Origin of the sequence: Clostridium sp. KNHs214, assembly GCF_000744935.1 — a bacterium.
Taxonomy (GTDB): domain Bacteria; phylum Bacillota; class Clostridia; order Clostridiales; family Clostridiaceae; genus Haloimpatiens.
On the sequence record NZ_JQMW01000009.1, the window covers coordinates 860901 to 886201 of the forward strand.

The 25301-nt window shown below is 28.7% G+C and carries 26 protein-coding genes; 2 read left to right on the forward strand and 24 right to left on the reverse strand.

The window, feature by feature from the left end; translation table 11 throughout:
* Nucleotides 1–25 precede the first annotated feature (25 nt).
* The 10 genes from CC89_RS06560 to CC89_RS06600 form a co-directional block, all read right to left on the reverse strand.
* Nucleotides 26–883 carry a GNAT family N-acetyltransferase gene (locus tag CC89_RS06560; RefSeq protein WP_035290456.1) on the reverse strand — a complete coding sequence of 286 codons (858 nt, stop codon included), beginning with the start codon at nt 881–883 and terminating at the stop codon, nt 26–28.
* A gap of 109 nt (nt 884–992) precedes the next feature.
* The gene (locus tag CC89_RS06565) at nt 993–1634 is read right to left on the reverse strand and encodes a class I SAM-dependent methyltransferase (protein ID WP_035290459.1); all 642 of its coding nucleotides are present in this window, start codon (nt 1632–1634) and stop codon (nt 993–995) included.
* A 233-nt stretch (nt 1635–1867) separates the two neighbouring features.
* The gene (locus CC89_RS06570) at nt 1868–2431 is read right to left on the reverse strand and encodes a nitroreductase family protein (RefSeq protein WP_035290462.1); all 564 of its coding nucleotides are present in this window, start codon (nt 2429–2431) and stop codon (nt 1868–1870) included.
* A gap of 358 nt (nt 2432–2789) precedes the next feature.
* Nucleotides 2790–2900: a DUF4177 domain-containing protein gene (locus CC89_RS19915; RefSeq protein WP_081896987.1), complete on the reverse strand. Its 111-nt coding sequence runs from the start codon at nt 2898–2900 to the stop codon at nt 2790–2792.
* A 20-nt stretch (nt 2901–2920) separates the two neighbouring features.
* Nucleotides 2921–3889, reverse strand: coding sequence for an ADP-ribosylglycohydrolase family protein (locus CC89_RS06575; RefSeq protein ID WP_035290464.1), 969 nt, complete (start codon nt 3887–3889; stop codon nt 2921–2923).
* 40 nt (nt 3890–3929) lie between these two features.
* A complete protein-coding gene (locus CC89_RS06580; RefSeq protein WP_035290466.1) occupies nt 3930–4940 on the reverse strand; it encodes a phosphotransferase in 1011 nt (336 codons plus the stop codon).
* 304 nt (nt 4941–5244) lie between these two features.
* On the reverse strand, nt 5245–5808 hold the full coding sequence (locus CC89_RS06585; RefSeq protein WP_035290468.1) for an NUDIX hydrolase: 564 nt from the start codon (nt 5806–5808) through the stop codon (nt 5245–5247).
* 50 nt (nt 5809–5858) lie between these two features.
* Entirely contained in the window at nt 5859–6668 is an 810-nt protein-coding gene (locus CC89_RS06590; RefSeq protein WP_051931563.1) for a class I SAM-dependent methyltransferase, read from the reverse strand.
* Nucleotides 6669–6771: 103 nt separating this feature from the next.
* Nucleotides 6772–7137 carry a hypothetical protein gene (locus tag CC89_RS06595; RefSeq protein ID WP_035290470.1) on the reverse strand — a complete coding sequence of 122 codons (366 nt, stop codon included), beginning with the start codon at nt 7135–7137 and terminating at the stop codon, nt 6772–6774.
* A 37-nt stretch (nt 7138–7174) separates the two neighbouring features.
* Nucleotides 7175–8074 (reverse strand): 4Fe-4S double cluster binding domain-containing protein, encoded by a 900-nt coding sequence (locus CC89_RS06600; RefSeq protein ID WP_035290473.1) that lies wholly within the window; start codon nt 8072–8074, stop codon nt 7175–7177.
* 236 nt (nt 8075–8310) lie between these two features.
* Between CC89_RS06600 and CC89_RS06605 the strand changes: the two genes are divergently transcribed.
* Nucleotides 8311–9435 (forward strand): alpha/beta hydrolase family protein, encoded by a 1125-nt coding sequence (locus CC89_RS06605; RefSeq protein WP_035290475.1) that lies wholly within the window; start codon nt 8311–8313, stop codon nt 9433–9435.
* A gap of 136 nt (nt 9436–9571) precedes the next feature.
* On the opposite strand, the gene CC89_RS06610 is transcribed toward CC89_RS06605, so the two are convergent.
* From CC89_RS06610 to murD, 4 genes are all read right to left on the reverse strand, one after another.
* Nucleotides 9572–10138 carry a DJ-1 family glyoxalase III gene (locus CC89_RS06610; RefSeq protein WP_035290478.1) on the reverse strand — a complete coding sequence of 189 codons (567 nt, stop codon included), beginning with the start codon at nt 10136–10138 and terminating at the stop codon, nt 9572–9574.
* Between the two features lie 618 nt (nt 10139–10756).
* On the reverse strand, nt 10757–11557 hold the full coding sequence (locus tag CC89_RS06620; protein ID WP_035290483.1) for a class I SAM-dependent methyltransferase: 801 nt from the start codon (nt 11555–11557) through the stop codon (nt 10757–10759).
* Between the two features lie 169 nt (nt 11558–11726).
* Complete coding sequence (abc-f, locus tag CC89_RS06625; RefSeq protein WP_286161324.1) at nt 11727–13370, reverse strand: ribosomal protection-like ABC-F family protein; 1644 nt, start codon at nt 13368–13370, stop codon at nt 11727–11729.
* A 486-nt stretch (nt 13371–13856) separates the two neighbouring features.
* The gene (gene murD / locus CC89_RS06630; protein ID WP_035290489.1) at nt 13857–15209 is read right to left on the reverse strand and encodes a UDP-N-acetylmuramoyl-L-alanine--D-glutamate ligase; all 1353 of its coding nucleotides are present in this window, start codon (nt 15207–15209) and stop codon (nt 13857–13859) included.
* Between the two features lie 351 nt (nt 15210–15560).
* Here murD and CC89_RS06635 point away from each other — a divergent pair, with 351 nt between their 5' ends.
* A complete protein-coding gene (locus CC89_RS06635; protein WP_035290492.1) occupies nt 15561–15962 on the forward strand; it encodes a membrane protein in 402 nt (133 codons plus the stop codon).
* A gap of 117 nt (nt 15963–16079) precedes the next feature.
* Here CC89_RS06635 and CC89_RS06640 read toward each other — a convergent pair whose 3' ends face one another.
* The 10 genes from CC89_RS06640 to istA all read right to left on the reverse strand — a co-directional run bounded on the left by CC89_RS06640 (nt 16080) and on the right by istA (nt 25226).
* Nucleotides 16080–16763, reverse strand: a complete 684-nt coding sequence (locus tag CC89_RS06640; RefSeq protein ID WP_035290495.1) for a hypothetical protein — start codon at nt 16761–16763, stop codon at nt 16080–16082.
* Between the two features lie 338 nt (nt 16764–17101).
* Nucleotides 17102–17839 carry a MerR family transcriptional regulator gene (locus tag CC89_RS06645; protein WP_353601073.1) on the reverse strand — a complete coding sequence of 246 codons (738 nt, stop codon included), beginning with the start codon at nt 17837–17839 and terminating at the stop codon, nt 17102–17104.
* Nucleotides 17830–18738: a DUF2268 domain-containing putative Zn-dependent protease gene (locus tag CC89_RS06650; protein ID WP_035290501.1), complete on the reverse strand. Its 909-nt coding sequence runs from the start codon at nt 18736–18738 to the stop codon at nt 17830–17832. Before CC89_RS06650 ends, CC89_RS06645 begins: the two co-directional genes overlap by 10 nt.
* Before the next feature lie 305 nt (nt 18739–19043).
* Entirely contained in the window at nt 19044–19469 is a 426-nt protein-coding gene (locus CC89_RS06655; RefSeq protein WP_035290502.1) for a hypothetical protein, read from the reverse strand.
* 2 nt (nt 19470–19471) lie between these two features.
* The gene (locus tag CC89_RS06660; protein WP_035290504.1) at nt 19472–19669 is read right to left on the reverse strand and encodes a helix-turn-helix transcriptional regulator; all 198 of its coding nucleotides are present in this window, start codon (nt 19667–19669) and stop codon (nt 19472–19474) included.
* A gap of 439 nt (nt 19670–20108) precedes the next feature.
* Nucleotides 20109–20690, reverse strand: coding sequence for a GNAT family N-acetyltransferase (locus CC89_RS06665; RefSeq protein WP_035290506.1), 582 nt, complete (start codon nt 20688–20690; stop codon nt 20109–20111).
* A gap of 51 nt (nt 20691–20741) precedes the next feature.
* Complete coding sequence (locus CC89_RS06670; RefSeq protein ID WP_035290508.1) at nt 20742–21305, reverse strand: YdcF family protein; 564 nt, start codon at nt 21303–21305, stop codon at nt 20742–20744.
* A 252-nt stretch (nt 21306–21557) separates the two neighbouring features.
* Nucleotides 21558–22754: a PEP-utilizing enzyme gene (locus CC89_RS06675; protein WP_035290510.1), complete on the reverse strand. Its 1197-nt coding sequence runs from the start codon at nt 22752–22754 to the stop codon at nt 21558–21560.
* Between the two features lie 120 nt (nt 22755–22874).
* The gene (istB, locus tag CC89_RS06680; protein ID WP_035289149.1) at nt 22875–23633 is read right to left on the reverse strand and encodes an IS21-like element helper ATPase IstB; all 759 of its coding nucleotides are present in this window, start codon (nt 23631–23633) and stop codon (nt 22875–22877) included.
* Nucleotides 23634–25226, reverse strand: coding sequence for an IS21 family transposase (gene istA / locus CC89_RS06685; RefSeq protein WP_051931454.1), 1593 nt, complete (start codon nt 25224–25226; stop codon nt 23634–23636).
* Nucleotides 25227–25301: the final 75 nt, after the last annotated feature.

Below are 25301 nucleotides of genomic sequence, written 5' to 3' on the forward strand. Positions count from 1 at the left end.
CTTTACTAAATAACAATTTGGCAAGCTAAAGTGTACATTTGTAACACCTATATTTAGCTTGAACTTCAAAACCTGCAGCTAATGCTGAATTTAATTCATCGGTGGAATTTTCATCAATAAAATATACAATTTCTTTTATTGCACCAAATTCATTATATAATTGTGTAAGCATTTTATTAATTAATATACTTTCAATGCCCTTATTTTTATATTTCTCATCTATAAACAATCCAAATACTTCTGCATCTTCTTTAACTATTTTAGCAAAAATGCTCCCGTGTATCTCTTCATCATGCCTAAAAGCAAATATTCGAAAGCGATCTATATCCCTTTTAAGATTTTGGGCATTATAATACATTTCTAAAGGAATAGCATGTTTATCATGGAATCTAACATATTCCTCAAAATTGGTTTTATTAATTTCCTCTACAAAATTATTCCTTTGATTCGTATGGAATTCCAAATTACATATTCTTGTAACAATGCTTGATTCAATACACTCAATATTTTTTTCATTAAAATATTTATTTGCATTTTTATTGGTAAAAGGTATTCCAGTTATAAAAAATTGATATCCAGATAATTGATTACTTATATAATTAATAAATTCTTCTGCAATTTGCTCATAATCACCTCTAATTAAAAATACCTTTGTTTGAGCATACTTTTCATCAGTTATCCAAAAATAAAGACAAATTCCACACAATACACCTTGATGATAGCAAGCTAGTACATTTTTGCTGTCATCACTTACAAATTTTTCAATATATTCTTTAAGCTCGATAATTGATTCCTTTCTTGGATAGCTCGCATTTAGGTTATCCTGACTCAATTCCCATGCGAAATCAATTACATCCTCAATATTACAAATTGTTTTTATCATTTTTAACACCTCACGCCTCATATCTAGTGTAGATCTCTATATATCAATTGATTTTATTTATTTTATCCATTCATAGGCAATTCTAGTTAAATCATATCCTATATACTAACTATTTTAAGCAAAAGCTTTTACTAGCTACTAAAACACCTACGAGGGGATGTAATTGATGTACTTCAATATTAAAATTTAATTCTGAAAAACATTTAACTAACTCTTCAACCGTTGATGGTTGGTCACTACCCGGTCCATAGCCAATTTCATCGTATTCATCTTCATACTTATCTGGATTTTCAAAAAACATTAAATCACCTATGACAATAGTTTGTAAGCTTTGTCCACCTATGTAAACCATATTTTCAATTGCCTTCTTCTTTTCCTGTGAATTCAAGTGATGTAATGCATAATTTGAAATAATTTTAGTAATTCGCTTTTCTTTCAAATCAACATTTTCATCAGGCTCATCAAAAGTTCCAATAAAAAATTCAACATTTTCTCTATTTTCGTCACTAGCATTTTTAGTTGATTGTCTAATCATTCCTTCACTTATATCAATTCCTATACCACATTTTATAGTGTTGGAAAGTTCAATAATTTGTTTGCCTGTTCCACATCCCATATCTAAAATAACATCATTTACATTTGGATTGGCTAATTCACTTACCAGTTGACCTGCTCTATATCTCCAAATATAGTTATCAGTTACATACTCTTTACTTGCATTATCAAATCTTTTTTTTACATTGTTATTCATTTCATTTCCTCCCACTTTTTATAAATTACTATTTATTATTCTAACAGAATATTTATCTTTCAAATTTTTTCGCATATTATATATAATGTAAAATTATGCTTATAACATTACCTCAAACTCCCATTTCTAATTAGAAAGATAATTTTGTCAATATTCAAATATCTTGTATTAAAGTTTTAAGTAAAAATTTTCTTTTGTGATTGTTTAAATTATGATAGAGTTCTTTTATTTCACTAATAATGTCCTATAATAGGCTTATCTTTTATCCTATGTTTACGACTAGGTTCATATTCCTGCCAATATACTCTTTTTTCATCCAATCGCGTTCTCGCTTCTTTTTCCTCAGCAGGATATCCAAGGTATACAATACCAAGAGGGGTAACATGCTCTGGTATATTGAGTATCTTTTTTACTGGCTTTATATTACTTTCAATAGGATATACACCTATCCAAACTGAACCAAGTCCCATACTTGTTGCCGCAATTAAAATATTTTCTATTGCGGCACTGCAATCTTGAACCCACATATCTTTACCAGGACCTTTAAATGCTAATTTCATATTACCACATACGACAATAGCAGCAGGTGCATTGTACCTTGCAAAATTTAATTTGTCTTTTAGTTCTAAAAGTTTCTCTGTATCATCAACAACTATGAATTCCCACGGCTGACAATTTGCTGCTGTTGGTGCTGCTGTAGCAGCTTTTAATAAAGTCATAATCGTATCTTTTTCAACTTTTTTATCTAAATAGCTTCGTATACTCCTTCTTTTATAAATTGTTTCAATTGTATCCAAATTAAAACTCCTTTCAAACCTTAAATACTTGGATTTATAAAATCAAATTATTTAAATTTGGGCATAAAAATACCCAGGTGAAATGATGATTTCTCCCGGGTATTTATTACAAAAATTTACATTATTCATCTTCTAATAAACCATGCCGGGAGTTATGCTTAATTTTATTACCATATTGAATTTCATCATAATACATCACTCCCTTCGAAAGATTCATACCATAATTATACATTTGTATATCTGTCAAGTCAAGTTTATATAAATACTTCTTATTCTGCGATTTTTTTCATTTCATTGCAGCCTAATAATATTCTAAAGTAATTTAATTTTCAATCTCTCTCTTAAAATAATACCAAATTCACCAGGTAGATACTAATTCCCAACCTTGTTGTCCATATTTATTAAGTATTTCTGTTGTTGTTTGTCCACCACCTATGATGTATACACATTTATACTCATATTTTTTCATATATAGGCACCTCTATTCAATCAATGTCTAAGTAAATATAACCTCTCTCCTAATTCTATTAAGTTATTTTCATTAACAGCTTGGACATCATCATACCATTTATTATTAACTGTATCTGGTGAAATTGCTCCTGCAATGGCTGAACTCATTGAGGCAACAGAATCACTATCTCCACCTAAATTAGCTGCTAGTAATGTTGACTTTTCTGCTGATTTAGTAATGAGAGCAATAACTATAGAAAGTGGGACTATATTAATTGTAGTTTTAGGAAAGTAATTTTCATTTAGATAGTTAATATCTATTTCACTTCGTGACGATAAGTCTTGGTACATATGCATTAATGCTTCATAGTATTTAAGATCTTCATTTGATTTTCTGTACTTTTGAGATTCTATGCTAGCCTTAAGTGCAATTTCAAAAATGTTCTCTATTGATTTACCATCAATAGCTGCTGAAACTGCTCCAGCAATAGATGCAGCTGCACATATGGCCAATTGGGACCCATGAGTAGGAATGCAGCATTCAAAAACATCAGAAACAATTTCATGTAATTTATCACTTGAATGAATAATGCCTATAGGAGCTACTCTCATTGCAGCACCACACCCATCACCATCATACACAACTCTATTTACATCTCGAAGCTGTTGAAATTTTCCAAGCTGAAGAGTAGGCCTATTAGATTTTTTACATAACATTAGTTTCTCACCAATTTTACTATGAGATACTGTCCCTTCTTCTATTATTGATTCAGCAACAGCAATAGTTTGTTCAGTATCATCTGTAGTTTCTCCGAACTTCCATTCATAATGCCTGTCTATGTATCTTGGCATTATAGTGCCGAGTTTACCTTCAAACCCGTTTATACAATTAGGATACCATTCTTTGATTTTTTCAAAGGATAAAGTTTCTGTTTGTTTTCCTATGGCATCTCCAACCGCCAGGCCTTTTAAGCAACTTAATATCCTAGATTTAGTCGGTTCAGACATAATACCCCTCCTAAAAAGTTATTTTTAATTCTATATAAAATTAAAATATGGAATTTAAATCTAACCATTTTTTTAAGTTTAAAATATCATCATCAACGTTTCTAATAACAAGCGAGTCTCCCCAAGTATTTTGTAAAAAAGAAATGTAAAGAGTACCAATATTAAAAATCCTTCGGAATGGAATAAAGATTTCAATTGACTTAATTTCATTTTCGTTCATAGTTCTAACCTTGTTATATCTATTTAGAAATTGATTTTTACGCTGTTCTCTTCTTTTGAACTTTGCTAAATCACATCCCATACCAAAGGGAAAAGCATACAATGATATATCATAAGCCCTCCATCCATTCCCACAGAAATCAAAATCAAATAGTACAGGATTGTTATCAGCATCAATCCGTATATTTCCACCATAAATGTCACCGTGACATATTCCATATTGTGGTTTTTTAGTAGCTATATTTGTCAACTTTTTCTTTGCTTCTTTTGCAACTTCCTCTAAAAAGTCTATGTCGAAATTATGGATATTATAAAATTCTCTTATATTACTCATAGACTCATCTATAAATGAATGCAAGTCTAAATTTGGGCGATTAATAACAAAATTACATTTGTCCCAAGCGTTATGAATGGAAGCAACATAACTTCCTAGATTTCCGTTTAATTCAGCCGTTTCATCTATTTGGTCAAATTCACGCATTCCAACAGACGTGTACAATACGCCATACCTTATTCCATTTATAGTCTTAAATTGTCCAATGAATGTTCCATCCTGTTTAATGACAGGGTATGATACTTTAATATCCAAATTATTCAAGTGATTAAGTAAATCAATCTCAGATTGAATTTCTTCTATGCGTCTTATTCCTTGACGATATACCTTGAAAAAATATGTTTTATTGTCTGAATTAATCTTATATATGTCATGCAAACCCCTATAAAATAGTCGACATCTCAGTGATGCCTGAGGAAAATATTCTTGTGCAATATAATTACGAAGAGCGTTTGATGACAGGACAGATACTTCCAATGGAAAAAAGTCATCTAACATATAGCAACATCCCACCTATCGTAAAAATCTTGTAACTATGCAGCTATCCTAAATAATTACTATTTTTAACAAACCTCTCTGTACAATTATATCATAATATATTCAATTAATGTATTAATTTTATTAAATATTACAAATATTTATAGTTTAAAATTTTTTACTATTCCGTAATATGAACACATGTATTTTATAAATGTAATATCATATCAATTTCACCATCTAGAGCTTCTCCCATTTGTTCAAAACCAATTAATTTCTTAATTTTTCAACATATACTAAATGCTCTTTAAGAACTAAGAAAATACTAAAACTTGTTCTGGCAAATTTTAGATATTATTTTATTATAAATTTTCTTCATATGGGATTCATTTGAGTGTATATCTATCTCATTGATCGGAATCCATTTTACAGCACTATTTTCATCTGGTTTAATAATAACTTGATCATTCTCATCAGCCTGAACTAAATATACTATTGATATATGTAAGTGTGATGAAACATACTTTCCTTTTCTAAAATGTCCAAACAAAGGTAAAATATCTAATGAAACAATCTTATTAGTGATAGGAATAATATCTTTTACTCCTGTTTCTTCTTTAATTTCTGATATAGCAACATCTAATAAATTTTTCTCACCGTCTGCATGTCCTCCTGGCAAAGACCATGCATTGAATATATTATGATGTACCATTAATACTTTGTCTTTATCCTTATTTATTACAAACCCAGAGCTTGTTATATGAATAATTTCATTATCTCTTTTTAAAATATCATCAAACATATTTATGTATTTCAATATTATTTTCTTGTCTTTTTTCTCTTGCTCATTAAAAGGGACAAATTCTTTTATTGGATCAACCCAACTCATATTCTCATCTACTTTCTAAATATAATTTGTTATATAATAAAATTTAAAACTTAAAGTTTTTTTGCTAAATATAAATCAATCGTATCATAAATGATAATCTTGCCTCCAAACTTATCTATTGCCTGTACAATTTCATTTTCTAATCCATTTTTAACATCGCTCTGCAAGGCTCTATGGTCTGAATATGTATTCAACAAAGAAATATAATCATGTGAATTGAATTCTCGCCTATTGTGATAAAGCTTAGTTTTAACATCTGTGAAATGGTATGCTGATAAAATATCTGCATACTGTTTGCACGTACTTCCATCAAATTCAGTGGGTGATTTACCTGATGGTCTATATTTAGCATATGCCTTCCTAATTTCTCTATGAACCACATCATCTTCACGATTAACAAATGGATGATTCCAGAATAAAGCTATGGTTCCACCAGGTTTTAATAAACTATGAACTTTAGCTAAAGCCAAATCCTGTGGTATCCAATGAAAGGCAGTTGCAGAATATATAATGTCATATTGATTGCTTTCAGTAATAAAGCTTTCAAATTCAAGGTTCTTCACTTCAAAATTACTGAATTTTGAAAACTTATGTTTTACATATTCAGCCAAGTTTTTGCCAAGCTCAACAGCGGTGACTTTACAGTCTGTTTTCAAAATTGGCAGGGTTGCCTGACCTGTTCCTATTCCTATTTCAAGTGCTTTTTTCAAACTATTTAATTCAGAATAATTGATAATATCATTAAACATTTCTGCTACGTAAGTTGGACGAAATCTGTCATAGTTTAATTCATCCTCATTAAATTTTAATCGTAAATCTGTTTTCTCATCACTGTTATTATATAAATAGTTATTAGGCATGCTTATCCCCCCCATAAAATTATAACTTAATTTTAAAATTCATTATTCTTAAGTACTGGTTATAGATATAGTATCATTATTCATTTAATTTTGTTAACTATAGTTAAACATGTAATGGGATATTTTCAAGAAAATATCTTTCTACTTCTGCAACTTCTACTCCATATTCAATCATATCATTCCAACTACTGTCTTTTTCTTGAGAGATTTCAAACCATTTATCTTGTAAGACAACATAAAGTTTTTCTTCGTTAAATGCATGGATATACCAAGTAGGCTTAATATGTTTCTCTAGAATCGTAAGTAGTTTTATAATTTCCCTATCAGGTATATGATACTCATTAGTATGCCATATGGGTACATCATCTTCGGGAACCTTTTCAATTCTTTGTGAATAAAAGAATTTTTTAATCATACCTAATACATTTTTATTATCTAAACTTTCTTCAATTATGCCTAAACGATACATTTTAGACTAGCCTCCAATCTTTTATTTTTAATTGATTTTATAGTTCGAATAAAGTTTTTAAATTTCTTGGAATTGCATCATACCATTTATTTATTCCAAGCCTGTAAATTTTTCTTTTAAATTCATTAGAAAAGGTATCAGTGGCCTTTCCAGCTAACAACATATTAGTTTCTTCTTCTGTAAATGATATATTTTCAATAACAGTATCCATTTGCTTATAATTCATAGGACAGATACGCTGACATATTAAACAATCATATAATGTATGGTGTGCTGTTTTAGAAAGCCAATCTGGAAATTCACCAGGAACCTCATTAATACATGATAGACATTTTTGATTATCTATTAAAAATCTATTTTTAAGAATAGCGCCTGTGGGACAATGCTTAATACATAAATTACAATTACTACAGTTGGCTGCATTTTCTACTTTACCCCAAGTGTCTTCTTCGCACATCATATCTGAAAAATATGTTGCATATGTAAAATTACTTCCTAAACCATTAATATACGTAATATTGTTTCGCCCATACTTCGCTAGTCCACTATGTGCACCTAATCTTTTCATTGGTAAATTCTTTGCTAACTTAATAGAATAACCATTTTCTTCTACAAATTTTCTTAAATATTCTTCTGTTTTATTAAAATCACAATTCACCAAACTAAGAAAGGTTTTCTTTTTTCCTTCTTTAATAAAGTCGACTTTGGCATAAAATGGATGGTGAATTGCAATAAGTATAATCGAATTAACTTTGAAATCTTCTCTAGGTATCTGAAACTGATATAGTTCATTTATAATCCATTTTTGAAAATCATTAAGTTCTTCTTGATCCTTGAAGTTCTCAATGATCCGCCGTAGTTCTTTTAGATGTTCTATTGATATGACCTTTAGCCTATCCCCATGTTCAATAGCAATCTTTTCAAATTTATTTTGCATATTAGCTACCTTCTTTCATAATTCCACTCATTATTCATAAAATCTTTCATTAGTATTAATTCTTCCATAAAGTATATAATTTTACATATAATTTATCTACTAAATTTTAGCTGGTACTATAATACAAAGTTTCTTTTTTATTCATTTTGTAGTATAATATAAATTATATCATATATTGTAAAATAGTGTATTGTTGCAATTAAATATAGCAAATAAAATTAATGGAGTGAAATATAATGAAAATAGGAAGAATAGTAAGAATTTTAGAAGATAAAGAAAGAAAAGAAAAATTAATAGAATGTAATGACAATAGAAAAGTAATTATAAGTTTTTATTATCCTATTGATGAAACATGGAAAGAAAATAGACAGGCACTTTATGCGGACTTATATAGTCCAAGAGAAGATGATTTTATTAATACATTTAGAAATTTTGTACTTTTGGAGAATGATGTAGAAAAGAAAAAGTTCCTTGAAAGAATAGAAACTAACATATATAATGATGCTCCTATAAGTAAAGATGAGGTTAAGTATCCAGTAATTATACATTCAACAGGACTTGGAGCTCCAAGAGATTATATGACTTTTAATGTTGAAAAATTAGTAAGTGGGGGGTATGTGGTGTTTACAATAGGACATACTAATGATAGCATGCTCACTATTTTGCCAAATGGGGAAATGCTTAAACCGCCAAAGAAAGAATTAAATCAAAATGACAAGAAAAACCTTATAGATATTAGGAAAAATGACATTTTATTTGTATTAAATAAACTTGAACAATTAAATAATGAAGATGATGTTATTAAAGATAAACTCGATTTAAAGCGAATTGGAGTGATAGGACATTCACTAGGAGGAGCATCTGTTTTTAAAGCTTCACAATGTGATTCTAGAATTAAAGCCACAGTGCTTTTTGATGCCTCTTTACAATTTTTCAACATAGAAGAAGAACAAAAATTAAATACACCCCTTTTGAATTTTAGAAGAGGTACTTTTGATTATGAAACATCCATTAAGGAATTTATTGATTATTTTAAAAATAAATTAGATGGTGAAAAATTTAAAAAGGAAATTATTCTCTATGATAATATATTAAGAGATTCTCATAAGGAGCAAAAGAAACTTTTTAATTATTTGTGTGGGTATAAATCTTTTATAAAACTTAATGGTTCAAAACATATGATTTTTTCAGATTATTCAACAATAATAGGTCAAAAAAAGGAAAGTGAAACTTTATCTGTAGAAAAAGCACATGAAGTAATAAATGATGTAACAATAAGATTTTTTGATGAGTTTTTACGTGGAAAACAAGAAAAATATAGTGGTTTTATTAAAAATAATGATTATATAACACTAATTTAGGCTTAGTATATTTAATGATTATTAAATTAAAGAAAAATGAAAGTAGGTTTAGAGGCCTCAATCCACTAATAGAGGAGGTACTTCTTTTTTCAACGGCTTCCGTTTTGCACTTCAAAACAGAAGCCGTTGTTCTTTTTTATAAATTTTTTTCTACAAACTTTACTAGCATATCCTCTTTTAAGTTTTCTACTGTGACCTTATATACTAAATTTTCTAAAATTTTAAATGAAAAATACAGAGCTGTAGCGGGTCCTCTGCTTGTTATAATGTTACCATCTTGGACTACAATTTCTTCAACACATATACTTTTTCCTAATTCCTTTTCAAAACCAGGATAAGAAGTTACTTTTTTCCCATCTAAAATCCCGGCCTTACCAAAAACCATAGGTCCTGCACATATAGCAGCTACTATTTTATCTTCTTTGTTGAATTTTTTTATAAATTCTATAACTCTATCATCATCTCTTAAGTTTGTGGCACCAGGCATACCACCTGGAATTATTAAAGCATCATATTTATCTACATCTGTCTTTTCTAATAGATTATCGACTTTTACATGAATGTTGTGGGTTCCTACCACTTCTTCATCATCATTTATAGAACAGGTTATGCAATGGATTTCTCCTCTTCTCAAAACATCCACTACAGTTAAAGCTTCAACTTCTTCAAAACCCTTAGCTAATAGTACTATAGCTTTTTTCATATTGAACACCTCTTTTAAATTAGTAGTTATATTCATGATTTCCAGCACATATTTTTTGAGTTAATATTTCATTTTACCAAGGCTTTCTTATTTCAATAAGATTTAAAACATCATATCCTATTTTAGAGTATTATTATAAAAAATTTATTGAAAGAAAGATAAGCGAGTATAATAAACTTTTTTATTACGGTAAGTACATAGAAGTCACCGTTGTTTATCTCGGTGGTACTTCACTTTATATTTTCCTTAATACATTTAAATAAAAAATAGTTAATTAATAAAGAAATTGGAGCAACTATTACGAGCATGCCTATTATACCTAATAATGTAAATCTAATATTACTAGGTATGACTTCATTAAAAATATAAGACCATATTTTCATTAAAATATAGAAATACACACTACAATTTAAAAGGAAAATAAATTTGATTTTATTATTTTTCATTTAATTACCATCCCTAACTGTGCTAGTATAGCTAAATTAAAGTACTGTAAATTAGCTAATACTGCAATTGTAATATATTATTTTTAAGAAGTATAATAGTATATACATATGTCACAACACCCAAAATAATCATTTTTACTGAATTTAGAATTGAGAAATACAGTTGAAGTAATTACTTTAGTACCTTTTTTATATACCTATAAACATCTCCACCTGTTTTACTTGTATAATAAAAATATTCAAAACCTGCTTTTAAAAGTTCCTCATTAGGCTTAGTTCTTTTTCTGTCATCCTCACCCATGCAGTCAATTATATATCCATTAGGTTTGGTAACTCTCTCAAGTTCTGAGAGTTCTTTGCTATAATTATCCCCCACAACATGTCCCGACATAACAATATCAAATAAATTATCTGGATATGGAATATTTTCTACAAATCCGTCAATAACAACTATATTAGAAATGTTTTGCTTTTTAATTTTGTCACGCATATATTCACGCATGCGATCAACTGGTTCGCTGGCGTAAACCATTTTTGCTTTAGTAGCTGCTGTAAAGGCAAGTCTTCCGGTGCCACTCCCTACATCAAGGACTATTTTATCAGTAAAATCAGTCATTGATAGTAGATGCTCAGAATCCCAATATTTAATGTAGGGGCAGTTTTTATTCATTATTTCAGGATAAACATAAACTATTGCCCAATCAGCGTAATCAATAACATATTCCTCCGCTTTTCTTATTTCCTGATGCGAAAGTTCTTTCGGTAATTTATCGATAAGCGTATCCACTACTTCTTTACATTCAGGACAGCGGTTAATAAAATACCACGCTACAGATGGATTATTAGCTAGTGCAATTCCCATATTTGTACAAAATTCATCTTGATGGTTACTTAAAATCTGACTAATTAACCATCTATCCATTAATAAAAAACTGTTAAATGAAAATTCTTTTGAATTAATCCAATTAAACATAAAATCCTCCTCACATAAAATTTAAATCACTGGATTTAAAAATCCTTAGGAATAAACGCTAAGTTTCTAAAATTATCAATATATTTCACTTCCTTTTCTCTAAATTAATATGTAGATTAAATTATTAAACAGTATTTTTAGTAGATGATTAAATAAAGTTATCAATTATCTAAGAATTTTTAGTTATCATGGTAAGTTCTTTAATAGTTTCTTTATATTCCTTATCCAGTTTCTCAATATCGTCTTTTTTATCTGGCATAGATAATTTGCCTATAAGGTAAGAAACTTTATTTTGAAGCAATAAGATTTTCTGCTCTCTTTCTTTATCAAAAAATTTAACTTTTCTAGTTTTCTTTTGCATATATTCTTTATAAGTTCCTTCAAAAGAAACAAGCTTTGTATTTTCTATTGAAATTATATGATCAGCTAGATCACTTACGAATCTTCTATCATGAGAGACAAATAATATGGTTCTTGAATAATCCTTTAAAGCTTCTTCTAAAGCTTCCATAGAATAGATATCCAAATAGTTTGTAGGCTCATCTAATATAAGAAGATTTATATCTTGTAAGAATATTTTTGCAAAGGAAACTTTAACTCGTTCACCTCCGCTAAGTACTCCTACTTTTTTATAGATATCTTCTCTTTTAAATAGAAGTCTTGCTAAAAGTGTTCTTGCAAAGGTTTCACTGTAAATGCACTCTTCCATAATATTTTCAATTATACTAAGTTTATCATCTAATACATCAAGAGATTGACTAAAATATCCTATTTTAACTCCAGGTGATATTTTAAAGTATGTATCATTTCTCATTATCATATTTATAAGTGTACTTTTACCACTTCCATTTGGTCCTATTAGTACTGTCTTGGAACCATTACATATGTTAAGATCCCCATCCCTAAAAATAGTTTTTTCACCAAAGGCTTTGTTTATATTTCTTCCACTTATAAGAATTTTACTGTGGAGTTTATTTGTACTTAAGGCATCTATTTTTATTTTCTGAACATCTTTTGGTCTTTCTTTAATTTCTAAATGTTCTAGTCTAGACTTCATGTTTTTTATAGCTCTATCTAAATTTGCCTTAGATTTTTGATTTCCCATCTTATGAAGTCTTGCTTCAGAATTTCCCATTCTTTTTGGTGCCTTTTTTATAGATTTAACCCTACCTTCAGTTTTTTCTATTAAATCTTCTAATCTTTGCTTTTCATTTTGGTATTTTTCATATTCAAATTGACACCTTTTAACTTCCATTTCTTTTTTATGTTTGTATTCTGTATAATTACCGTTATAAAACTTTACTTTTCCTTTGTCGATTTCTAAAATTTTATTGCAAATTCTATCAAGAAATTCTCTATCATGAGATATTATGAATAGAGCTCCATGGTAGGACTTAAATTTTTCTTCTAAAAGCTTTATAGATTCTATATCAAGGTTTGATGTAGGCTCATCAGCAAAGATTATTTCACTATTGCTATCTAGGCTTTGAGCTAGTTTAAATTTAGTCTTTTCTCCTCCACTCATATATTCTTTCCAGCTAGCTGTTATTCCAAATTTACTAGCCATTTCTTGATTGATTTCTTCCTGATCTGAAGCTTCCAACTGAGAGATATAGCTAATATTACCATAACTTTTGATAAAACCTTCATCGGGCTGTAATTTTCCACAAAGTATATTCATAAGAGTAGTCTTGCCAACACCATTGATACCCACTACTCCTATACGGTCTTCAGAATATATTTTTAGATTTTCTATATCTAGTATTAGCCTATCACCATAATATTGTTTTATATTTGCACACTCAATTAACATCAAAAAAAACCCCTCCTTAGTAAACTGGAGAGGATAGTATTTGGGTCTATATAAATAACGATATATTTTAATTATTAACAAGTACATAATTTTTTACATATTTATATACAAAAATTCTTAAACTAATATTTTAGAATAAAATCTTTGTTCAATATAAAAAATTACGTTCTTAATTCTTAAAATAAAACTATTATTTAAAATAAGAAAAAGCTTTCAGTTTAAACTTAAATACCATCCACTCACGAATAAAATGCATCACTAAAAAACCTCCACTGAGAAGATCTTTAGAAAAATATTATTACATTTTATAAATATTTATGATTTATAAATCTTTTAAAAGTGGATTAAATATTCACGCTTAAGTACCTTGCCCTTTCTTTATATAAAATTCTAATTTTCCATATTCTATGTTTTATGTATTTATTTTAACTTATTTTTATAATATTTTCAACTAGTATGTAAATACTTTAATACAAATTAATGATTTTAGTAACATTTAAACTCTAGTTTTTTAACACACTCTTTAAACAAATTTCCACGAACCTCAAAATCCTTAAATTGATCCCATGAAGCACATGCAGGACTTAGAAGAACAACATAGCCTTCACTAGACGAATTATATGCTAACTCAGTAGCCTCTTCTAATGTATTGACAACTTTACAAAGAATACCACATTCTATAGCAAAAGCCTCTATTCTCATTTTTGCTTCACCATATGCTATAATTAGTTTTACATTCAATAAGTAGTCCTTCAATTCATCAAAACTATGACCTCTATCTAGTCCACCCAGCAATAGTACTGTTGGTCTTGTAAATGAGGCTAAAGCAATTTGTGTTGACGTTATATTAGTGGATTTAGAATCATTATAAAAATCTATATTATTTATAGTTTTAACATATTCCATCCTATGTTCTACACCGCCAAAAGTTTTTAAAACATTAACAATGGCATTATCGGCTACTCCTAGCTCTTTAGTAACGACAATTGCTGCCATAGCATTTTCGTAATTATGCTTTCCTTTAAGTTTTACTTCATTTAAAGCTATTATTTTATTGTTATTATAATAAATATATCCATCAGCTATTGAACAACCCAATTTATTTGGTGAACTAGATGAAAAATATTTTTTAGTAGATTCAATGTCATTTGCCATGCCAAGAACTTCTTTGCTATCCAAATTAAGAATTGCTATATCACTTTTGGTGTGATGGTTGAAAATCCTCTTTTTCATGTTTTTATAAATATCATACGATCCATGAAAATCAAGATGAGCTTCTGATAAATTAGTTAAAACAGATATATTTGTTTTAAAATCTGATACATTACATAGCTGATGGTCTGATACTTCCATAACTGCTATGTCATTATCTTTCAATTTAGACACAAAAGAACATACAGGATATCCAATATTGCCCATCAAATATACACTCTTTGAGCTATTTTTTAAAATCTCGTAAATTATTTTTGTTGTAGTTGTCTTTCCGTTAGTTCCCGTAACTCCAACAATTGTGGCCCCTGCCGGGAAATAGCGAAACGCTAACTCTAACTCATTTATAACAGGGATATTAAGTTCACGAGCCCTTTTTATATATTTATGATTATTTGAAATACCAGGATTTTTAACTATCATTTCAAAAGTATTATCAATCAAATCCTCAGGATGACTTCCTAAAATAATCTTTATACCCAAGGAGTGCAGTTCTTTCATTTGTTCTAAGTTTTGTTCAGTATTAGCATCATTTACAATAACTTCATAGCCTTTGCTTACCAGTAGTTTTGCAGCTTCATAACCACTTCTAGCCATACCTAAGACAAAAACTTTCCTATTATAACCCATTTTATCAACTCCTTTTCACATCTATATATTACAGTTTTCCCTTTAATAAATTTTTCCTATAGCTATATTACCATTATATCCTATACTTGTACATATTTTAATACACATTAGCTTAAAATATTGAAGTACATCGTGGAGTGTCTTAAATTCTTTTTTATCAGTATTATAAATTGAATAATACTGTGTAAAAATTAATATGTTTCTATATTGAAAAACTAATAACAATTACATCATATGATATAATTACTATTAGTGAAGTAAAAATAGTAAAATATTGTTCATGAATAATAATTGCATAAAAAGGAGTATTAAGAATAGTTATATTATTATAAGATATATGGAGGTTTTGATATGAATATATTAACATTGACTTGCAATATAGGTATTCCTATAATAATGATTTTCATAGGCATTTTATATAAATATACTTTATATAAAAATATACACAGAACATTAAATTTAATTATACCTGTAGCAATGATTTTTACTGGCTTTTCAGATGACAAGAGCGTAGCTTATCCTAAAGATACAAGTACACTGGCTTTGGCTAATAGAAAATGTAGTTTAATATGGAGTATTTCAGGAGCATGTACATTACTACTTACTATAATATTTCTAATATTAAATAAATCTACTGTTCATAATATAAGCGTTATCTTATTAGAACTTGAATGCTTAATATTAGTTGGTGTGTTTATTACTATGGAATATATATTAAAAAGAAATTTTTATAAAAAATATGAACAATATTAATATTTAGTATCACAACTGAAAAAACGAATAATTTATTTAAACACCCCATTCTTCATGAGTTGAATTTTGGGGTGTTTTATTGAATTTACGCATAAATTTATGAGGAACGTAAGAAGATTACGACTTACTTATTTTACATTTCTTTTTTGCATTTAAAGATTCATTTATATGAACCATATGATGCCTTGTCACTGGCATTAATATAATTCCCGCCACATTTTTTCTTCCCCAAAAATCTATAAGCCAATTTGATGCTTTTACATCTAATACTGCTCCTTCATCTAATATACGCTGTAATCTATCTTTATCAAATTTTCTTTTCATATCTCCAGTGGAAAGATTTTTTATTATGCTCCTTGTCCTTCTTCCTACTTCAATTCTATAATTTTTTAATTCCTGCATATTTATATATTTACTAAATTCTAATATTTCATTTTTAGACATTGCATTACCAGTATCTATAATTTTTGAGTTTATTCTTTTCTGCCAATTTTCTTTATTAAATATCTGTTTTTCCCCTGCAACCAATAAGTTCATTGTTATGTCCTCTATCCTAGTGGAGTGCCAAATACCGTATGCAATAGTACGACCTTTTTTATTTTGTGAAGTCCTGAATGTATTTTCCGCTAATCCTTCCCAAAGTTCATCTTCAAAAGTTTTTTTATCTATTCCTGACATAAGTGAAGAATGAACCATAGAGTGTAAGTTTAAAGACAAGATTTTACTTTCTTCAATTCTATCTGGTTTTAAAATTATCTTCCTTAACTGCTTAATTTCATTATTCCATGATTTTAAATCCATTTAATATTCCCCTCTTCTATTAATTCATAATGTTTTACTATTATTTACCACCCCTTATGAATATAATACCATTGTTGCCCATAACTGTACATATTTTAAGCAATATTAACCCACTCAATCAATGAAATTCCTATATAATAAAATTCTTCGAGTATATTTATAATAGGATTAGATTTTTGGATATTATAATAAGTATAGAAATATTGATAGAAATTATGGATTTTAAGTTTTTTTATTTGTATAAATTTATAAGATCTAATAATAATATATTTTAGCTTTATCCATTGACAAAGCAAAATACAATTTAATCAATTTATAAACAACTTTAAAAATTGTTCTTATTTTGTACAGTAAATTGAAATGGCCTTTGAAATAAATTCTGCTGTTCCATGACCATTTTGGTCAATATTCTTTTTAAAACGTTCATCTTCAACGTACATTATACCAAGGCACTTTAAAATTTCGTTTGTACAATTATAAAAATTCGTTGTTATAAAATTCTGCCATTCTTTAACAAGTTCTTGAACTTCTTTGCTGTGGGCATCTTTATCCATATTGGCAGCAAAGGCTTTAAAAATATCTTTGCTTTTCTCATCTATTTTTTGCCATTGCTCTTTGCTATAATTCTTAGTCTTTTTCTCACTTTCCTTATAGGCACTGGAATTACCCCAACGCTCTTTAACTTCTTTTGCATATTTTTCTTTCATATTTTCAATTTCAGTCATATTAAACTCTTTAAAACTCATATCACATTCTCCTTTTATAGTATTATCTACAAGGGTTATTAATTTATCGATTCGTTCACGCTTTTTAGTAAGTAACTCTTTATGAGCCTTTAGTGCTTTTAGTTTGTCAAAGGAAGGAATTTGCATGATATTTTTTATTTCAGTAAGAGGAAAATCCAACTCCTTAAAAAATAATATTTGCTGAAGTGTAAAAAGGTCATTTTCGTCATATATACGATAACCAGCTTCAGTAATTTTACTAGGCTTGAGTAATCCTATTTCATCATAATAATGTAGTGTTCTTACAGTAACTCCTGTTAATTTCGCAACTTCGTTAATTTTCAATTCCAAAACTCCTCTGTTTCCTTTAAAATAATATCGGTTGGTATAATAGTAGCTTCAAATATTGTTCTGCCTGTCTTTTTAAGATAATGTTTGATTAGCTCATAACCACAAGCATATCCTGCACAATAAGGCATACCAACCGGAGTCATGCCGCGCATGGTAGCAATTTCATCCCCATATAAAAATGTTGAAAGTTTATTGAAGTCACTACAGTTTAAATTATGCTTAATTGCAGGTTTTATAACATTTGAAAGTATTTCTGCTGTTGTATTTTTAACCCACATACCTACTTTGTCCTCTCCAAACATAAATGCGGCAAAGTTTTCTGCTAAACCTTCACTAACAATCATATCTCCTAGTGTAATTTTATTACTCCACTGCATAAACTGCCATCTTACATTATGATTGGTTTCGTGTGCAAGAGCAACAGGCAACATTTTAAGAGAATGATCATTAGGAATAATTGTTCCTATGATATAACCAGGTATTCCACCATCCCCACAATAATCACCAGTCATTTTTGACATTGGGTTTAGTGGATCATTCAGTAAAACAGTAAAAATATAATCTTTTGTAGGAAGTGAAATACCATTATCCTCGAATTTATCAAGCGCTTTTGTAATACTTTTCTCACAATCATCCCAAAAATTTTCATCGCTAATTTTTTCAACGTCATTAATTCGTTCACTATTAATTTGCCTTGGTTTAAATCCACCACCCATACTGCTTGCCATAACAACATCATAACCACCTGGCTGATCCGCTTTAATTGGAACACCAATACATGACCATTTGAATTCAAATGGTTTCATCAGTTCATAACGGTATATGTCATCACGTTCATCAGGTTTTGCAGAAATCATTTTGTTATAGATAACATCTGATCTAATTGCTGTAATTTTCATTTTTTTCCCTCTCTTCTTTTTAGTATAGTTATAAAATACACTATCACGCTACGTTAGAGTCAAGAATAAAAAAATGAAGTGAATTGAAAAAATACTTAAAATTTGCTTCTCTATGGTACAAATAAGAATAAGGTAGTTGAAATTGTAGACGATAAAGTAATGCAAATATCAGATGACATGATTAGATACTAAGTATAAGTTTATTTAATTACGGAAACTTTCACGGAACCCTCAATAGGTTCCGTGTTGGGTATTCAAGTAACTAAATATTAAATATAAGTGAAGATTGTGCTCAGATTATTATATTACATTTTCTTTGAATAATAATTTGAGTAATAAATTATTAGAATTAATTGAACCAAAATTAAAGCTACTGCTAGAATAATAAAAATTAACTCAGCTTTCATAAAAATTAAAAAAAGTGTATAAGCAAAAAGCAAATAATTCATAATGCGAGATACCGTGTATCCAGATTTTTCTCTAATGCTAGTGTTACGTTCATCTCTTATTTCAATGGCTTTTTTTCTTCTTATTTCTTCATCCTCTAAAGGTGAAACTATTAATGACTGAATTAATGAACCTACTGCTAAAACAGTGCATGCACCACCAATACCAAAACATAATCCACTAATCATATCTTGGTCAGGATTATTAAATACAAATACCCCCATTAGAATTAAAATGATTCCTACTATACCAGTTATACTAAATATGATTCTTTTATTTTTCATTTTTATTCCTCCTCATAAATAAATATATCTTCAATACTCATATTGAAATACCGTGCAATTTTAAATGCTAAAACTATAGATGGATTATATCTTCCGTTTTCTAATGAGCTAATAGTTTGACGGGATACCTCTAAAATATCTGATAATTCTTCTTGTTTTATTCCTCGTTCTTTTCTTATTTCTTCAAGTCGGTTTTTCATATATTCACCACCTCTCATATGTAAAGTATACTTTACATATATAATAGTATAAGAATAAATTTATGTCAAGTGTGCTTTACATAAATTTATTCTTATACATTATTTACTATAAATTCATATAGTATCAATCAGTTTATGAAGTAATAACTCCACATAATGAAAATTTAGTGTTATCATTACTAATTATCATGGTAAATAAAGATAATTATACAAATGAGGATGGTAGGATTTCCTCATTTTGATCAAAATGGAGATGAGATTTTAAAGTATACGAGGAAAAATGACCTAGACAAAGAATAAACAATACTACACAGAATTGATAAAGACGTTCCCTATGAAGGTAGAACCTTAAATTGTCTTGAGATATCCCATATAGTATTGATTCATGACCATGAGAAAACTACTGAAGTGGATATGTTTTAGCATATAGCATCTATTTTTAAAATATTAGTTCATAAAAGTTACATTCATGTACTCTTTTAAATTTTTTCTTTATTTCATCTGTATTTTTCCCTACATAGTGAGCAAAACAATTACATATAAATAAATTTTCTATTTTTGATTCAGCAATTTCACCACATTCTTTTCCTTCGGTATAAACATGTAAATATGATTCCTTAAGGATAAATCCCCTTCTTTTATACCAATCATTCACCCATTTGTCGTCCCGTGTCCATGCTTCAATCTTTTTTATGTTTTTAGTCTTTAATTTCCTTATTGCTTTATATAATAAGGAAGTTGCTATTCCTTGGCTTCTATATTCAGGTAATACTGCTAGGTGCCATATAACTCCACCTAATTCACTTGTATAATAGCATACTGAGCCTTTTTCTATCTCATATTCTATATCAATTAAACCTATTATTTTTCCATCTGCCTCCGCTACTAATTCAATTGATGGGTTTTGGTAATGTTCCTTTTCTCTTAATACATTATCAAAATATGCGCTATCTAAAAAGGATAAAACTCTGCATCTTACCCATGCTAAATTATCATTATCTCTATACTCTCTTATTATCATAATCATACCTCTTTAAAATATATTTTCGTATAATGAATTACTATTTAGCTCTTATTTATCATGAAACTTTTTTATATGATCCTCAAAGTATTTACCTATTTTTACAACTTCACCCATAACGATTTTTATTTTTTCTTCATCTAAAAACCAATTATCTTTTTCAATTCTTCTTTTGTCAGGAACAGTTACAACAATAAATTCTATATCCTTTGGAAATAATAATTGATATGTTAATAATGCACGTCTTGAATGATAAGCCTTACAAACTAAGATAGCTTTTTTTACTGGCAAATTACTTTCTTTTATTACTTTCAATGAAAATTCTGCATTTTCAAAAGTATTTCTTGCCCTATCTTCCTTTAGTATTTTTTCTTCTGGTACACCTAATTTTACTCCCAGACATTTTAAAAATTCCCATTCTGAGTTATATTCTGGTATTTTAGGATTAACTGACCCACTTGGTAATATATATGGTGCTAATCCCTTCTTATATAGTTCTGCTGCCTTTTCCATCAATTGAGGATGGCTTCCTCCTGGTACCAAAATTATATCTGCACTCTGAATTTCTGTATGGACAAAAACTAGTTCACTTATACAATCAAATGGATAGTTCATTTTTATATCTCTCCTTAATATATAAAATTCAGTAAACTCTTTGATTTTTCAACTATTTAATTGCATTATTATATAATGGTATCTACAAACATCATACTATTATATGCTATAATTGTACATATTTTAAATTAACACAATACAACTTATAAACTATCTATGTGACGATAAAGTGAGTACAAAAAAGTTCCTTTTATAAAAACTATAATATGGGAGGGCTTGGTATATATTTATATAATGTATTATTTATATTTATTAGTTCTTTCTTATTATTTTAATTTCTCCAGTAAAACCATCTAATGTAGCTTCATCCCCATCCCTAACATAGGTCATTATATTTCTAACATTATATATAACTGGTATATTCATTTCTCTGGCAAGAATTCCTAAATGCTCAAATGGTGAACCTACCTCTACAATAATGCCTTTTACGAAATTCACTATAGGCTCAAGCTCTCCACAGCGTGTAAAAGGAACTACTAATATACTATTTTCTTCTAAATAAGCAGGCATTCCAATTTTAATCTTTCCATTAACTTTTTTTCTTAACCCTGAAAGTCCCTTTAAAACTATAGCATCTTCACAGAAGCCTTCTTTATCTTGTTCGTTATTTTCGTTTATGCAATCCGTATTTTCAGTATGATTTCTTCCAATAGTAGGTGGTGCAAATAATTTCTTTTGATAATTGTATAGCTTTTTTCTTTCATTTATAAGCTCTCTAAAATCAGTACTATTTAATAACCCCATTTTAATTTCATTAAGAGTAAGAAAATATATGTCTGATTTATTTTGTATCTGCTTATTTTTCATTAATATCTTTGTAGTCTCTCCTAATGCTAGACGTAAGTATGAATTTGTCATACGTTCAAAGTAATAATGATGATCATCTCTTGCCAAATATGCTTTTTCTGCTAAAGTAAGTTTATTTAAAAACTCTACAACTTCTTTTTTATCTAAATTTATCAATATATCCGCTTTAATTCTTTTTTTATTTTTTAAAGAATTTTCTATTGAAGCTTTAAAATTTTTAATATTAAGGTCTAAAAATCCACGGATATGTCCTATTACTTTAGAAGGAGCTTCCATTAATAAAGGCTCTAAATAAGGGCTATTAACATCAATATCTAAGTTACAAATTCCAAATAAAGCTATGTAATCTTTTATTAATTTCAGTAGATTTTTACTTTCAGAAATTCTAGTGAGTCTTGAATATAGAAGTTCATTATACTGGCAATTTTTAAACATTTTATTTAAAATTGCATTTGAATTTACTTCATTAGCCATAGCAATATAAAATTCTCTTTCTTTATTTAGTATACTAACATTAAATACTAAATCATAAAAATCCTCTACATTATAATCATCATTTATACTTTTGTAATATTCCATGAAAGTGTCTAGGTAATCGCACCCATGGGTAACTGGCTGATGATTTGCGGATAAAAACTTCATGTAACTAATGGATTTCTCCAAAAATATTAACACTTCTTGTGGTGTGCAAATGTCAATATAAAAATGTAGGTTTTTTCAAAAATAATATGGTAGGAAAACCTACATTTTTATTTAGTACTTTTACCCCTCCTCAGCAGTGATTGATTGAAGTTGATCTTTAAGGCGATATGATGGACCATTTATATTGATAACTGAGCAATGATGCAGTAATCTATCCAAAAGAGCATTTGTTAATACTGGCTCCTGAAAAATATCACCCCATTTTGAAAAGGGAGAATTAGTTGTTATTATTGTAGAAGATTTCTCGTACCTTTTGGCTATAAGATTAAAGAATAAGTTGGCAGACTCATTATTCATCTTTTGATATCCCAGTTCATCTATTATAAGAAGTTTATAACGGCAAAACCACTTTATTCTTCTTTCTAACCTGTTTTCTTCACTTGCTTTTTTTAGTTGTGATATAAGTTCCTGGAATGTGATAAAATACACACAATTACGTTGCTTAGCCGCTTCAATACCTATTGATACAGCTAAATTTGTTTTCCCAACTCCTGGACTTCCACAAAATATTATATTTTCCGTCTTTTCTAAAAATCTAAGTGTTATAAAATCCATGATTTTTCCCTTATCTATTGAGGGTTGAAATCCAAAGTCAAACTGATCAATTTCTTTTAAAAACGGAAAATTAGCAACTTTTACATTCCCTTTTATTACAGCATCCTTCTTGAAATTTATTTCTAATTGGCTTAATTCATATAAGGCATCAACAGGTGTTTTGCTACCGTCTGTCATCATATCTATGTATCTATCAATGTTCTCTCTAATTCGCACTAATTCAAGTGTGTCCAGGTTATTAATAAGGGTATTGTAGTTGTTCATTTAGCAATTCATCCTCACGATCCCTGGAGCCTGCCCTAAGGTAAACTCCTGTATTTCTTTTTCATATTTATTATGAATTATTTTATATCCTTCATCTGTTAGAATGCATTCTGCATCGCATACTGCCATAAAATCATTTATCCAGCAATCATAATCTAATTGCTTACACCAATTGTTTTTAACTGAAAATTTTAAATTAGACATGAAGATTTCTTTATTCTTTACATAAGGAAGTACTAAATTCATTCCTTTAATAAAGGTGCTTCGATTTTCTTTTGACATATGGGCATACTGCCCTATAATCCAGTTACCATAGGGGCTCCCATTCATATATGCTAATAATGCTTCGGGTGACTTTGTAGCCTCTATATTTGAAATATCTATTTTTCTTGATTCTAATAATCTATCCATAAGTTTTAAATTTTCATTAGCTACAGCCTCTAAATCTGCAGCCTTAACCTTCCCTTTCATAAGTATCGTGTAATGTTCTGGAACATAATTAATTGGATTTTTATTAATTGAGTGAAATGTTACAAGTTTTCCTTTATAATAGATATATAGTTTATTGTCGAGGATATCAACGCTAACTTCCTCATTAATAAGCTTAGGATGTACGGAATATTTGCTCTCTCCAAATCTAATTAGTGCTTCATTTGAAACTTTATATTTATTTGGTGATAGATAGGTATCAATAATTGAAGCTTTTGGTAAAGAATGCAGATATTCCTTTTCCTTATAAAACAGAGCGGTTGGCGACATGCCTGTTTCCGTATTAATATTTATATTCATTTTTAAATTAATTTCCTTTAGTTTCTCTAATAAATTATCTAATGTATCAAATTCACCATCATATGCCCGAATCCAGTCAATTACCTTATTTTTTGCTTCAACAGTCCCTTTTGTTTCAGGCTTTCTTGCCCCACACAATCTGACATTAAATCCAAAATCTTTTGCAAACTTACCCATTGTTTCAGTAATCTTTTTCTTTACTCCATGTACATTTGCAACAGTGGACATGTTATCAAACAAAAGCTCTTCTGGTATTCCTCCAAAGGCTTCAAAGGAATTAATAAGACATCTAAAAACATCATCTGTTTTTTTTTGAATGGATAGTCCTAAGTAGCTATATCTTGAAAAACTAAGTGTTACATGCAAAATATTTATAGTGTATTTTTCCCCAGATCTTGAAGTAAGTGTTATATCCTCCTTCCAGTCAACTTGCCCTTGTTTTCCAATTTTTGTTTCATAACGTGGATGGCCAGTATTACTTTGTTTAGGTAGTAACTTGTTTTTCTTGATATAAGTGATGAAATTTGAATAGGTACCTATAGTATTAATCCCATGTTTATCCACCATAAATTCATAAACACCTTTCATTGTAATCCTACGAATTGCTAACTTATCAGTAATTTCTACACGATATGGGTCAAGCTTGCTTTTCTTAATTCTCGTTTTTGGTTTCCCTTTGTAGCCTTGATCATACTTTTTTACAGTCCTCCAATCCATACCATATTTTTTTGCCAGTTGGGCGTAATTTGGTTTAATTCCTATGCTATTAATTAGAAATAGCTCTCCTTGTAAGTTGTTAATCATAGTTGTTATACCTCCATGTAGAAGTATAGCAATTATGTCCAAAATACAAAATAAGAATGTAGGTTTTTATACATT